Origin of the sequence: Streptosporangium jomthongense, from assembly GCF_042650425.1 — a bacterium.
Classification (GTDB): domain Bacteria; phylum Actinomycetota; class Actinomycetes; order Streptosporangiales; family Streptosporangiaceae; genus Streptosporangium.
On sequence record NZ_JBHSBC010000004.1, the window covers coordinates 82,847 to 96,261 of the forward strand.

9 protein-coding genes and 1 pseudogene are annotated in these 13,415 nt (G+C 70.3%); 6 read left to right on the forward strand and 4 right to left on the reverse strand.

The features are described from left to right. Positions 1-4: 4 nt before the first annotated feature. A complete protein-coding gene (locus ACFOYY_RS06530; protein WP_352011088.1) occupies positions 5-571 on the forward strand; it encodes a helix-turn-helix domain-containing protein in 567 nt (188 codons plus the stop codon). 168 nt (positions 572-739) lie between these two features. Beyond that, positions 740-1,984 (forward strand): MFS transporter, encoded by a 1,245-nt coding sequence (locus ACFOYY_RS06535; RefSeq protein WP_386188619.1) that lies wholly within the window; start codon positions 740-742, stop codon positions 1,982-1,984. Here the strand turns inward: ACFOYY_RS06535 and ACFOYY_RS06540 are convergent. Both ACFOYY_RS06540 and ACFOYY_RS06545 read right to left on the reverse strand, forming a co-directional pair. Next, positions 1,965-2,699: an MBL fold metallo-hydrolase gene (locus ACFOYY_RS06540; protein WP_386188621.1), complete on the reverse strand. Its 735-nt coding sequence runs from the start codon at positions 2,697-2,699 to the stop codon at positions 1,965-1,967. The genes ACFOYY_RS06535 and ACFOYY_RS06540 overlap by 20 nt on opposite strands. A 197-nt stretch (positions 2,700-2,896) precedes the next feature. Beyond that, positions 2,897-3,325 (reverse strand): hypothetical protein, encoded by a 429-nt coding sequence (locus ACFOYY_RS06545; protein ID WP_386188623.1) that lies wholly within the window; start codon positions 3,323-3,325, stop codon positions 2,897-2,899. 121 nt (positions 3,326-3,446) lie between these two features. On the opposite strand from ACFOYY_RS06545, the gene ACFOYY_RS06550 reads away from it, so the two are divergent. Both ACFOYY_RS06550 and ACFOYY_RS06555 read left to right on the forward strand, forming a co-directional pair. Then, positions 3,447-4,277 (forward strand): putative RNA methyltransferase, encoded by an 831-nt coding sequence (locus tag ACFOYY_RS06550; RefSeq protein ID WP_386188625.1) that lies wholly within the window; start codon positions 3,447-3,449, stop codon positions 4,275-4,277. Between the two features lie 175 nt (positions 4,278-4,452). Further along, positions 4,453-6,219: a S9 family peptidase gene (locus tag ACFOYY_RS06555; protein WP_362912345.1), complete on the forward strand. Its 1,767-nt coding sequence runs from the start codon at positions 4,453-4,455 to the stop codon at positions 6,217-6,219. On the opposite strand, the gene ACFOYY_RS06560 is transcribed toward ACFOYY_RS06555, so the two are convergent. Further along, entirely contained in the window at positions 6,220-7,758 is a 1,539-nt protein-coding gene (locus ACFOYY_RS06560) for a PP2C family protein-serine/threonine phosphatase (RefSeq protein ID WP_352011094.1), read from the reverse strand. Positions 7,759-7,879: 121 nt separating this feature from the next. Here ACFOYY_RS06560 and ACFOYY_RS06565 point away from each other — a divergent pair, with 121 nt between their 5' ends. Beyond that, positions 7,880-12,058, forward strand: coding sequence for a HAMP domain-containing protein (locus ACFOYY_RS06565; RefSeq protein WP_352011095.1), 4,179 nt, complete (start codon positions 7,880-7,882; stop codon positions 12,056-12,058). After that, positions 12,059-12,691, forward strand: a complete 633-nt coding sequence (locus tag ACFOYY_RS06570) for a response regulator (protein WP_352011096.1) — start codon at positions 12,059-12,061, stop codon at positions 12,689-12,691. 88 nt (positions 12,692-12,779) lie between these two features. Here the strand turns inward: ACFOYY_RS06570 and ACFOYY_RS06575 are convergent. Further along, positions 12,780-13,415, reverse strand: a pseudogene (locus ACFOYY_RS06575) (NYN domain-containing protein); the annotation flags it as partial.

Genomic DNA, 13,415 nt, shown 5'->3' on the forward strand with positions numbered 1-13,415 from the left:
CCCCATGGAGTGCCACTCACAAACCCCTCGTCCGGCTCTGGAGAGCAACACTCACGACATCGGCCTGCGAATCCGCCAATTGCGCGAGGAACGCGGCATGTCGCTCTCCGAACTGGCCCGTCGTGCGGGCGTGGGGAAGGCCACCCTCTCCGGCCTGGAGAACGGCACCCGCAATCCGACCCTGGAGACGCTCTGGTCGGTGACCGCCGAACTCGGCGTGCCGCTGGCCGTGGCCCTCGGCACCGCCCCCGCCGCCCCGGGCACCACCATCAGGGGTACGGCCGTCGCCGCCGTGCTCCTTGAGGTGTTCGAGGAGAGGGAGGTGACCTACGAGCTCTACCGGATGACGGTCCCGGCGGGCGCCGCGCAGACCTCCCCGGCCCATCACCGGGGGGTGACCGAGCACATCACGGTCTTCTCCGGGACGCTCAGGGTCGTCGCCGCGGACCGCACGCTGACGGCCGGGGCGGGCGAGCACATCGGCTGGGTGTCGGACGTGCCGCACTCCTACGAGGCCGTCGGCGACCGGGACGTCCACGCGAGCCTGCTCATCCGCTACCCACGACGCTGACGCCCATCCACGACATCAGCGTCACCCACGGCCCCACCCAGGACACACCACCGAAACCCGACCACGATCCCGCCCGCCCAAAGCCGGCCCGGGGCACACGTACCGCCCACAGCCCACCCCGGGGACCCCAATGGTTCGGCAAAAAGGGCATAAACGTATATTCATCCCATGACTCCACGAGCCAAGGCGGGGCTCTTCTGGGCCGTGGGCGTCCTTGCCTACGTGATCGCGGTCTTCCACCGTCAGTCCCTCGGCGTCTCCAGCATCGAGGCCGCCGCGCGGCTCGGGGTCGGCGCGGCCGGGCTCTCCGTCCTGGCGATGCTGCAGCTGCTGGTCTACGCGGCCATGCAGGTGCCCGTCGGGGTGCTGGTCGACCGGTTCGGCTCGAAGCGCATGCTGGTGACCGGCGCGGTCGTGATGGGCTGCGGCGAGCTGGTCTTCGCGTTCGCCGACGGCCTGACCGGCGGCATCGCGGGCAGGGCGCTGATCGGCTGCGGCGACGCGATGACGTTCATCAGCGTGATCCGGCTGGTCAACGTCCACTTCTCCGCCCGCCGCAACCCGCTGATGGTTCAGCTCACCGGCCTGATCGGACAGGTGGGCGCGATCGCCTCCACGGTGCCGCTGATCCACTCCCTGCGCGTCAACGGCTGGACCCCGACCTTCGTCGGCGCGGCCGGGCTCGGGGCGGTCTCGGCGGTGCTGCTGCTGGTCGTGCTCCGCGACGCCCGGCCCGTGCGGACGGCGGAGCGGCCGAGCCTGGGCGCCGCCTGGGCCGAGCCGGGGACCCGCCTCGGCATGTGGACCCACGCGGCGACCCAGTGCTCGGCCGCCGCGTTCCTGCTGCTGTGGGGGTATCCGTTCCTGGTCCAGGGGCAGGGCCTGTCCCCCGCGACGGCGGGTGTGCTGCTGTCCACGCTGACGCTGTGCGGCATGGTCTGCGGACCGCTGATGGGCTACCTCGCGGGCCGTTTCCCCTTCCACCGCTCACGGATGGTGTTCGTCGTGGTCGGCAGCACGGCCGCGGCGTGGACCGCCGTACTGGCCTGGCCGGGACGGGCCCCGCTGTGGCTGCTGGTGGTGCTCGTGGTCGTGCTGGCCTCCAACGGGCCGGGGTCGATGATCGGCTTCGACTACGCCAGGACCTTCAACCCGGCCGCCAGGATCGGCGCGGCGACCGGCATCGTCAACGGCGGCGGGTTCGTGGCCTCGATGTCGTTGATCGCCCTGGTCGGGATCGTCCTCGACCTGACGGGACAGACGACCCTGGAGTCCTTCCGCTGGGCCCTGGCCGTCCAGTATCCGATCTGGGCGCTGAGCGCCCTCCAGGTCCTGCGTTACCGGCGCAGGACCCGGAGGCTGCTGGCGGCCGTACGGACGGCCGAGCCCGAGGTCACCCCCCAAGCCGGGTGAACGGCTCGGCGAAGTGGGCGGTGGCGATCACGCCCCGCTCGGCCTCGACCTGTTCGAGCAGCTTCGTACGGGTGACCACGGCGAGGTCGGGATCGTCGTCGTACAGATAGGGGATCGACGGATCGGCCAGCTGCACCGGGTGCAGCACCACGTCACCGGTCAGCACCAGGTCTCCCACCCGGACGACCTGGTGGCCGGGTGTGTGGCCCGGGGTGTGCAGGACCCTGATGCCGGGGAACACCTCGGCCCCGCCCTCGACGACCTGGACCCGCTCGCCCAGCGGCCTGACGAACCGGTCGAGGGCCGTCTCCTCCGCCGTCTCGATCTCGGCCCGCTGGAGCAGGTGCCTGGCGTTGGGGAAGGCGGGCGACCCGCCGACCACGACGCCGCTCGCGTGGTCGCTGTGCAGGTGGGTGACGACCACCGCGTCGATCTCCTCTGCGGCGACGCCGACCCGCGCGAGCTCCGCGCCGAGCACGCCGGGAACCGGCGCCCAGCTCGCGGCGGGCGAGTCCTCCGGCCCGACCCCCGTGTCCACCAGCACCGTACGGCCGGCCGCGTCACGCAGCAGGTAGCAGTGGAAGTGCAGCACCCACTCGTCGGTCTCCCGGTGCCCGCCCCCGGGGAACAGCTCCGTCAGCGGGCGCCGGACCGTCCCGCCCATCGGGCCCACGGCGTCGCAGAGGGGGAACACCTCGACTCCGGCGACTGTCATCGGCTGATGTGGCATCGGCTCTCCTGTTCGTCCACGGCTTGACGGCGCTATGGCGAATGTGGGTGTGACGCACCGCAGGCCGGGCCGCGTGCGATGATCCGCCCATTCTCCCTCACCGCCCCTTTCCTCTCCCCGTGCCGACCCGTCCGAGGTCTCCCGACCAGGGCGCCAGGGGTGTCAAGCCTCGCCGACCCCGCTCAGTACGCCAGGTCCTCGTTCCTGATCGAGTCGACCCGGCAGTACCCGAGTGAACGCGTCCTGCGGTCGTAAAGGCAGATCTTGATGTCGACCCTCGTGATCTCGCCGTCCGAGCCGAGCCGGTAGGAGCCGCTGGGGGCGCATGTCACGCGCGGCTGCGCCCACCCCGTCCCGCCGCCCGTGTAGTGGAACCTGGCCCTGATGTAGGCGCAGTGGTCACGGTGCGGGTCGCGGTCGTAGAGCGTGCCGTACACCTTGAACGTCTCGGCGCCGAAAGAGGTGATCCTGACGGTCGCCTTCGCGTAGCCGCCGTGGCCGGCCGAGGTCCTGACCGACCCCAGCCGGTAGTCCGCCGCGGCGGGAAGCGCGGTGACCGGGCCCGCCGCGAGGGCCACGAGGACGGCACCGGCGAAAAATGTCCTTCTCATGCTTCGAATTTGTACGGCCCGCCACTTGGAACCGGCTTGTACGGCACTGAGTTGAATTCCCCTTCAGAACAGGACGAGGGGCCGGGGCGGGGCACTCCCCGGGAGGCGGGATGATGGACGGATGCTGGCCGACGTCGTCCATCTTCTCGTCTGCCCGGTCTGCGGCGGCGACCTGGCCCTCGACGAGCGGGCCGTACGGTGTGACACGGGACACACCTTCGACGTGGCCAGGCAGGGATACGTCAGCCTGCTGACCGGTTCGCGGGCGCCGGGGACGGCCGACAGCGCGGACATGGTCGCGGCCAGGGACGCCTTCCTCGGGGCCGGGCACTTCGCCCCCCTCGCCGAGGCCGTCGCGGGTGCCTGCCGTACGGACGCCGGGGTGGTCGTGGACGCGGGGGCGGGCACGGGGCACTACCTGGCCGGGGCGCTCGACCGGCTGCCGGGGGCGGTCGGTGTCGCGCTCGACGTCTCCAAGCACGCGCTCAGGCGGGCCGCGCGGGCCCATCCCCGGCTCGGCGCCGTCGTGGCCGACGTGTGGCGACCGCTGCCTCTCAGGAGCGGTTCGGCCGAGGTGTTGCTGAACGTGTTCGCGCCGCGCAACGGTCCCGAGTTCGCCAGGGTCCTCGCGCCCGACGGCACGCTGGTCGTGGTCACCCCGACCTCCAGGCACCTGGAACCGCTGGTCGAACGGCTCGGGCTGCTCTCGGTCGACCAGGACAAGGAGCGGCGGGTCGCCGACAGCCTGGGCGACCGGTTCGTCGAGGCCGGGCGGAGCCTGCACGAGTTCGGCATGACCCTCGGACGTGACGCGGTCGAGGCCGTCGTGGGCATGGGACCGAGCGCCTGGCACACCGATTCTCACGCTATGCGAGCGAGGATCGCAGACCTACCGGAATCCAGTGAAGTGACGGCTTCTTTCTATATGTCTATCTTTCACCGCCGTCTCTGATCAAGCCGTTAACTTGACAGATGCCGCCGAGATTCGTGTTACTGGAGTGACATTTAGTCCGAAATTCCCACACATTAATGAAGCAAACCAGTGGTGGAGGCGACATACTGGACGGCAATCCGGCGAGCCCGCGCCTGGACGCTTGAAGCCACGCCTTGACGAGGGGAAGCGATATATGAAGGCGGAGGAACGCTGGCAATCCAGGTTCCGAGCGCCCCGCGTGACCTTGCCCGTGTGGGCGCGGCGGGCCCCCGCCAGGAACGTCTACCGGAGCAACGCCTCGGGCACCTGGGAGATCTACGCCTGGGACCGCACGACAGGCGCGACCCGCCAGGTGACCACGCGTCCCAAGGGCACCTCGCACGGCACGATCGACCCCACCGGGAAGTGGATCTGGTGGTTCTCCGACACCGACGGTGACGAGTGGGGCGGCTGGATGCGCCAGCCCTTCTACGGCGGCCCCGACGAGCCCATCGACCTGGAGCCCGGCTTCCCCTCGGGAATCGCCCTGGCCGCGACGGGTGAGGCGGCCATCGGCATGGCCAGGCCCGGCGAGGGCTTCACCGTCAGCCTCGTACGGCCCGGCGAACCCGCCCGGGTGATCTACGAGCACACCGAGGCCGCCTCCGTCGCCGCGATCTCCCTGGACGGCTCCCTCATCGCGATCAGCCACAGCGAGCACGGCGACTCGCGCCACCCCGCGCTGCGGGTGCTCAGACGCAACGGCACGGTGGTCGGCGACCTGCGCGACGGCGAGGGCAAGGGCGTGCTGGGCCTGCGCTTCGCGCCCGTGCTCGGCGACCGCAGGCTGCTGGCCCTGCATGAGCGCAGAGGCCGCAGGGAACCCCTGGTCTGGGACCCGGAGACCGGCGACCAGCGGGAGATCTGGCTGCGCGACTCCGGCGAGATCACCGCCGACTGGTACGACGACGGCCGCTCCCTGCTGCTCGTGCGGGCCAACCGGGGCCGTACGTACCTGCACCACTACGACCTTCCCGGCGGCAGGATGTCCCCGATCGACACCCCGCACGGGGTGATCGACGGTGCCACGCCCCGGCCCGACGACTCCGTCGAGTACTCCTGGTCGAGCGGCGCCCACCCACCGGTGATCAGGTCGACCAACGGCCACATCGTGGTGAGCCACGGCGGCCCGACCGCGCCGCTGTCCGTACCGGTCGAGGACCTGGACGTCGAGGGGCCCGGCGGGCGCATCCACGCCCTGGTCTCACGCCCGGAACGCGGCTCCGGCCCCTTCCCCACGGTCTTCCTGCTGCACGGCGGCCCGACCTCGCAGGACGACGACTCCTTCGTGCCGCAGGTGGCCGCCTGGGTCGACCACGGCTTCGCCGTCGTGCGGATCAACTACCGAGGCTCGACCGGGTACGGCTCCGCCTGGCGGGACGCCCTGGTCGGTGAGGTCGGCCACATCGAGCTGGCCGACGTGGCCGCGGTGCGGACCACCATGATCGAACGGGGTATCGCCGACCCCACCCGCCTCGTGCTGGCGGGCGCCTCCTGGGGCGGCTACCTCACGCTGCTCGGCCTGGGCACCCAGCCGGGGATGTGGGCGGCGGGCATCGCCACCGTGCCCATCGCCGACCACCTGGCCACCTACCGCGAGGAGACCGAGGCGCTGCGGGCCTACCACCGCGCCCTGCTCGGCGGCTCCCCCGAGGAACAGCCCGAACGCTACGCGAGGTGCTCCCCCATCACCTACGTCGACCAGGTCGAGGCCCCGGTGCTGATCCTGGCCGGAGAGAACGATCCCCGCTGCCCCATAGGACAGATCGAGACCTACGTCTCCCGCCTGGCCGAACGCGACCACCCCCACGAGGTCTACCGCTACGACGCCGGCCACGGCTCCCTGGTCGTCGCCGAACGCATCACCCAGATGTCCGCCCAACTCGACTTCGCCCGCAAACACATAACCCCAGGCCCCTGATCACCTAGCTCTTAGAACCACGATCGCCAGGTCGTCCGCGCTGGGTTCCGTGGCGAAGTCCTGTACGGCGCGGCGGATCCGTTCGGCGACCGCCCGCGCGGACAGTCCCACGCACTCGGCGAACAGCTTGGCCAGTCCCCCGTCGTCGTCGAGCAGCCTGCCGCCCTGGCGGCGTTCGGTCACCCCGTCGGTCACCGCGAGCAGGACGTCGCCGGGGTCGAGGTGGACGAGCTGGGCCTTGAACGTCGCCTCGGGGAAGACGCCGAGCAGCGACTGGGAGGTCACCACCGTGTCCACGACGCCGCTCGGCCGCAGCCGTAGCGCCTCGGGGTGGCCCGCGGAGACCATGGAGACGTCCAGCCCGGTCGGCACCGGCTTGATCTCCCCGTGCAGCAGGGTCAGGAAGCGGGCACGGTCGCCCTCTTCGAGGATGGCCTGGTTGAGGCGGTCGAGGACGGCGGCGACGCCGTACCCCTCTCTGGCGAGCAGGCGCAGGGTGTGGCGGGCGAGGCCGGTGACGGCGGCGGCCTCGGGGCCGGTGCCGCAGACGTCGCCGACCGCGAAGCGCCAGCAGTCGTCCCCGGCCGCGAACAGGTCGTAGAAGTCGCCGCCGACCTCGTTGGTCTCACCGGCGGGCTCGTAGACGACGGCCGGGTCGAGGCCCGGGATCTCGCCGGGTTCGTCGGGAGGCAGCAGGCTGCGCTGGAGCGCCCGGTTGGCCGCGGCCTGGGTGGCGTAGAGCCTGGCGTTGTCCATGGCGAGGGCGGCGCGGCGGCCGATGTCCTCGGCGTACTGGAAGACGTCCTCGGCGAAGTGGTCGGGGCGCCCCAGGCACATCGCGCCGAGTGCCCTGCCCCTGGCCAGCAGCGGGACGACGAGCACCTGCCAGTCGCCGAGCTGCATGGCGCCGCCCGCCTGCGGTATCTGGACGGTGGCGAGTTCCTCGCGCAGCCCGTCGATGCCGCGTTCGTCGGTGTGCCACAGGTAGGCGGGGCGCTGCGGGCCGCCGTTGTCGCTCCAGGTGTAGACGGCGCACCAGGTGGCCAGGCGGGGCACCACGATCTGCGAGATGATCGCGGGCACCATGTCGGGGTTGAGGGTTCCGGCGAGCAGGTCGCTGGCGTTGGCGAGGAAGCCCATCCAGAGCGGCCCGCGGCTCGGCTCCTCCGCCTTCCACTCGGCGGCCTGTCCCTCGGCCTCGCCGGACAGGCCCAGTACCGCCCAGTGGGTACGCTGGTCGTCGGTGAAGGTGACGCCCCACTCCTCCACCGGCACGGTCGGGCGTTCGAACGCCGGCTCCGAGGTGTCCTGCCGCCGCACCTCGATCCGCAGGCCGTCGCCGAGGTGACTCCAGACGACCTCGAACGGCGCGTCCCCGGCCTGGCGGGCGAACTCCGCGACCAGCCGCTCGGCGGGCGTGAGCAGGGACGCGGCCGCCCAGGCGGTCATCACCTCCATGGTGAACCGCCTGGCTGCCGGGACGGCCGTGTCTCCTGGGGCGAATGTCGCGGCCAGGACGGCGCGGGGAGCGTTCGTCACTGTTCCGTGCCTACCACACTTGCTGCTGACATGGGGTAAATCGAAGGCGGGACTCGGAGTTGCGCACCGTGACAGACTGGGATGACTCACGGCTGCGCCCCCCGGGAGTCAAGGAGGTCTCATGACCACGGCCAACACCGTGTCTGGCGTCGAAGAACGACGGTACACCGAATCGGACCTGCAGCCGATTCTCCAGACACTGATCACCTGGCGCGATGGCGATTTCCGCCGCCGGGTGCCGCATGCCCCGCCGGGCATCCTGAGCGAGATCCGCCTGCTGCTCAACGAGGTGGCCGACCGCCGTGAGCACCTCGCGAACGAGTTGCACCGGGTGCGCCGGGAGGTGGTGCGGGAGGGCCGCTTCGGTGAACGTCTCTCCCCCGGCCCCGGGGTCGGTTCGTGGACGGAGAGCGTCGATTCGGTGAACGCTCTGATCGACGCGTTGGTCGGCCCGGTCAGCGGGGCCGCGGACGTGATCGACGCGGTGGCCAAGGGCGACCTGTCGCGCAGGATCGACCTGGTTCGCGGTTCCCGGGGCGAGGTGCGCCGCCTCGGCAAGGCGATCAACGGCATGGTCGACCAGCTCTCGCTGTTCACCTCGGAGGTGACCCGGGTCGCGCGCGAGGTCGGCACCGAGGGTCGTCTGGGCGGCCGGGCGAACGTGCGGGGCATGTCGGGCAGCTGGAAGGACCTGACCGAGGCCGTGAACACGATGTCCAGCCGCGTCTCGGCGCAGGTGCGTGACATCGCGCTGGTCACGACGGCGGTCGCGAAGGGCGACCTGAGCCGCAAGGTCACCGTCGACGCGGTCGGCGAGATGTTCGAGCTGAAGACCACGGTCAACACGATGGTCGACCAGCTCTCGGCGTTCGCCGAGGAGGTCACCAGGGTGGCCCGTGAGGTCGGCACCGAGGGTGAGCTGGGCGGTCAGGCGCAGGTCCGCGGGGTCTCCGGCGTGTGGAAGGACCTCACCGACAACGTCAACTTCATGGCGGGCAACCTGACGACGCAGGTCCGCGCGATCGCCTCCGTCGCCACGGCGGTGGCGCAGGGCGACCTGTCGAAGAAGATCACCGCCGACGCCCAGGGCGAGATCCTCCAGCTCAAGGACACCCTCAACACGATGGTGGACCAGCTGTCCATGTTCGCCGACGAGGTCACCCGCGTCGCCCGCGAAGTGGGCACCGAGGGGCAGCTCGGCGGCCAGGCCCGCGTCCGAGGCGTCTCCGGCGTCTGGAAGGACCTCACCGACAACGTCAACTTCATGGCGAACAACCTGACCTACCAGGTCCGCAACATCGCCGAGGTCACCACCGCCGTCGCCAACGGCGACCTGACCAGGAAGATCGACGTCGACGCCCAGGGCGAGATCCTGGCGCTGAAGACCACCATCAACACCATGGTCGACCAGCTGTCCTCCTTCGCCTCCGAGGTGAGCCGGGTGGCGCGCGAGGTCGGCACCGAGGGGCAACTCGGCGGTCAGGCACAGGTTCCCGGCATCTCGGGCACCTGGAAGGACCTGACGGACAACGTCAACGTCATGGCCAACAACCTCACCACGCAGGTCCGGCAGATCGCGGCCGTCTCGACCGCGGTGGCGCAGGGCAACCTGTCCAAGAAGATCACCGCCGACGCCCAGGGCGAGATCCTCCAGCTCAAGGACACCCTCAACACGATGGTGGACCAGCTGTCCATGTTCGCCGACGAGGTCACCCGCGTCGCCCGCGAGGTCGGCACCGAGGGGCAACTCGGCGGCCAGGCCCGCGTCCGAGGCGTCTCCGGCGTCTGGAAGGACCTCACCGACAACGTCAACTCGATGGCGAACAACCTGACCTACCAGGTCCGCAACATCGCCGAGGTCACCACCGCCGTCGCCAACGGCAACCTCACCCGCAAGATCGACGTGAACGCCCAGGGCGAGATCCTGGCGCTGAAGACCACCATCAACACCATGGTCGACCAGCTGTCCTCCTTCGCCTCCGAGGTCACCCGGGTCGCCCGTGAGGTGGGTTCGGAGGGCAAGCTCGGCGGCCAGGCCCGGGTCGAGGGCGTCGAGGGCATCTGGCGGCGGCTCACCGAGAACGTCAACGAGCTCGCGGGCCGCCTGACCACGCAGGTCCGCGCGATCGCCGAGGTCACCACGGCCGTGGCCAGGGGTGACCTGACCCGTTCGATCACCGTGGACGCCGGGGGTGAGATCGGCGAGCTGAAGGACAACATCAACACGATGGTGTCCAACCTGCGCGACACCACGAAGGCCAACCAGGAGCAGGACTGGCTGAAGTCCAATCTGGCCAGGATCTCGCGTCTGATGCAGGGCCACCGCGACCTGATGGAGGTCGCCAGGCTGATCATGAGCGAGCTGACCCCGCTGGTCGCGGCCCACTACGGCGCCTTCTACCTCGCCGACCCGTCCGGTGACCACGACCTGCACCTGATCGCCGGGTACGGCGCCCGCCCCGGTTCGCGGATCAGGCAGCGCTTCGCGACCGGCGAGGGCATCGTGGGGCAGGCCGCCATGGACGGCAAGGGCATCTTCCTGGGAGAGGTGCCCGCCCGATATCTGACCGTGGACACCGGGTTGAGCAGTTCGGTGCCCGCCCAGATCATCGTGCTGCCCGTCCTGTTCGAGACGCAGGTCCTGGGAGTGCTCGAACTGGCCTCCTTCAGCCAGTTCAGTGAGATACACCATGACTTCATGAACCAGCTCGTCGAGACAATCGGCGTCACGATGAACACGATCATCGCCAACTCCCGGACGCAGGACCTGCTGACCGAGTCGCAGCGTCTGACCACCGAGCTCCGTGAACGCTCCGACGAGCTCCAGCGCCAGCAGGAGGAGCTGCGCCGCTCCAACGCCGAGCTTGAGGACAAGGCCGCCCTGCTGGCCAAGCAGAACCGCGCCATCGAGATCCAGAACTTCCAGATCGAGCAGGCGCGCCGTACGTTGGAGGAACGGGCCGAGCAGCTGGCGGTCTCCTCCCGCTACAAGACCGAGTTCCTGGCCAACATGTCCCACGAGCTGCGCACCCCGCTGAACAGCCTGCTGGTGCTGGCCAAGCTGCTCACCGAGAACGCCGAGGGCAACCTCACCGTGCAGCAGGTCGAGTTCGCCAAGACCATCCACGGCGCGGGTTCCGCCCTGCTCCAGCTGATCAACGACATCCTCGACCTGTCGAAGGTCGAGGCGGGGCGGATGGACATCCATCCGCAGCGCATCTCGCTGCCCAAGCTCGTCGACTACTTCGAGGCCACCTTCGCCCCGCTGGCGCAGGACAAGGGGCTGTCGTTCGCGGTCGAGGTCGACCCCTCGGTCCCGCAGGAGCTGCGCACCGACGAGCAGCGCCTGCAGCAGGTGCTGCGCAACCTGCTGTCCAACGCGATCAAGTTCACCCCCAAGGGCGAGGTACGGCTGCGCGTCGTCCGCGCCCCCTCGAACGTCCCCTACGTCGACGACACCCTGCGCGGCGCCGAGGGCACCCTGGCCTTCGAGGTGATCGACACCGGCATCGGCATCGCCGCCGACAAGCTGGAGTTCATCTTCGAGGCGTTCCGGCAGGCCGACGGGACGACCAGCCGCAAGTACGGCGGCACCGGCCTCGGTCTGTCGATCTGCCGGGAGATCGCCCGTCTGCTCGGCGGTGAGATCCACGTCGCCAGCGAGGTCGGGCAGGGCAGCACCTTCACGCTGTACCTCCCGCCCTCCTACGTCGGCCCGCTGGCCTCACGGGACGGCGGCGCCGCCGTCTCCGAGACGCTGCCGCGCGGCCAGACGATCGTGGGGGTGGCCGAGGAGCCCGAGGAGCTGCCCGAGATCCCGATGCCGGAGGAGATGCCGGTCTCGCACTTCCCGAAGCAGGAGACCAAGACGTGGAAGGGCGACGATCCGCTCACCGGGACCAAGATCCTGATCGTGGACGACGACATCCGCAACGTGTTCGCGCTGACCAGCGTGCTCGAACGGCACGGCGCCACGGTCGTCTTCGCGGAGAACGGCCGTGAGGGCATCGAGCAGCTCGAACGCAACGAGGACGTCGCCCTCGTGCTGATGGACATCATGATGCCCGAGATGGACGGTTGGGCGACCACGTCGGCGATCCGCCGGATGCCCCAGTTCGCCGAGTTGCCGATCATCGCGCTGACCGCCAAGGTCATGCGCGGCGACCGGGAGAAGAGCATAGCCTCGGGTGCCTCGGATTACGTTCCCAAGCCCGTGGACGTCGACCGGCTACTGGAACGGCTGCGCGGCTGGCTCACCAGAGGCAGGCCGGCGGACGACTCCAACGAAGGGGCACAGTAGATGGCGGACCGCGCCAAGATCCTCCTGGTCGACGACCGGGAGGAGAACCTCATCGCGCTTGAGGCGATCCTCAGTTCGCTCGATCTGGTGCCCGTACGGGCCAGATCGGGAGAGGAGGCGTTGAAGGCCCTGCTCAACACGGAGTTCGCACTGATCCTGCTGGATGTGCGAATGCCCGGCATGGATGGGTTCGAGACCGCCTCGCACATCAAGCGCCGTGAGCGTACCCGCAACATCCCCATCATCTTCCTGACGGTGGTGGACAGCGCCCCCGACTACGCCTTCCGCAGTTACGCGGCCGGGGCGGTCGACTATCTCACCAAGCCGTTCGACCCCTGGGTGTTGCGGGCCAAGGTCGCGGTCTTCGTCGAGCTGTACAACATGAACCGCCGTCTGGCCGAGCAGGCCTTCATGCTCCGTGACCGGCTGGCCTCCGAGATCCCCTCGGGGGAGGCCGACGTCCATACGGCCGTGCTGCCGGAGCTGTCCGGGCGGCTGACGGCCGTTGAGGAGGAGCTCGCCCGGGTCGTCGAGCTGGCCCGCAAGGGCGGCGACCCGAACCTCGTCGGCCCCCTGTCCGACCTCTCCCACCGTCTCAACCATCTCAGGGCAGGTTTCGACGCCCTCTCCTGACACGGAGCATGAGGCCGCCGGGGACCTTCCCCGGCGGCCTCACCGTTTTCAGGCGACGGCTTTCACGCGGCGGCCCCGGGGCCCGGGACTAGCGGCGGGCTCGTTCCAGGGCGTCCCAGAAGCCCCGGCGCAGGGCGTGACGGACCTCGTCGTGCAGCAGGAAGTCGATCGGCAGGGAGGAACCCTGCAGGAGGCGGGCCTCAAGGTCGGAGGGCATCCGCGGCTTGCGGGCGAGCACGGCCTCAAGCCACAGGGCCGGGGCGTCCTTGGCGACGGACTCGCCGAAGTCGTATCCCTCCTTGTGCGCGGCCTTCACCGCCTCGGAGAGGGTGGTCGTGCCGTTGCCGCCCGTGCTCTGCTGCGGGACGGGCGCGGGGTGCGGCCCGGTGTAGGCGCCCATCTGACCCGGCCGGTAGGCCGAGGGCCCGCCGGTGCCCGCCGAGCCGTACGGCGACTGCGGCGAGCCCGCCGAACCGCCCTGGCCGGACGAGGCGGGCGGGGCCGGAGCCTGCTGCTGCGGCTGGGGCTGCGGTTGCGGCTGGGGGACGGGCGGCGCCGGGGGCGCGGGCGGAGGCGGCTCGGTCGAGTAGCCGGGATAGGTGGGCAGCGCGTGGGCGGCCCGCGAGGGCGGGACGGCGGGCATGGGGCCGGTCTGCGAGGGCCCGGTGCCGAGGGAGACCACGGGGGCCTGCCCGTTCGCACTCGTCCTGCCGCCGGTGGGCAG

Excerpts from the sequence above, each read along its gene's own strand:
- ACFOYY_RS06545 (WP_386188623.1), bottom strand. The coding sequence starts at position 3,325 with ATGAGAAGGACATTTTTCGCCGGTGCCGTCCTCGTGGCCCTCGCGGCG.
- ACFOYY_RS06565 (WP_352011095.1), top strand. The coding sequence starts at position 7,880 with ATGACCACGGCCAACACCGTGTCTGGCGTCGAAGAACGACGGTACACC.
- ACFOYY_RS06570 (WP_352011096.1), top strand. The coding sequence starts at position 12,059 with ATGGCGGACCGCGCCAAGATCCTCCTGGTCGACGACCGGGAGGAGAAC.
- ACFOYY_RS06530 (WP_352011088.1), top strand. The coding sequence starts at position 5 with ATGGAGTGCCACTCACAAACCCCTCGTCCGGCTCTGGAGAGCAACACT.
- ACFOYY_RS06540 (WP_386188621.1), bottom strand. The coding sequence starts at position 2,699 with ATGACAGTCGCCGGAGTCGAGGTGTTCCCCCTCTGCGACGCCGTGGGC.
- ACFOYY_RS06555 (WP_362912345.1), top strand. The coding sequence starts at position 4,453 with ATGAAGGCGGAGGAACGCTGGCAATCCAGGTTCCGAGCGCCCCGCGTG.
- ACFOYY_RS06550 (WP_386188625.1), top strand. The coding sequence starts at position 3,447 with ATGCTGGCCGACGTCGTCCATCTTCTCGTCTGCCCGGTCTGCGGCGGC.
- ACFOYY_RS06535 (WP_386188619.1), top strand. The coding sequence starts at position 740 with ATGACTCCACGAGCCAAGGCGGGGCTCTTCTGGGCCGTGGGCGTCCTT.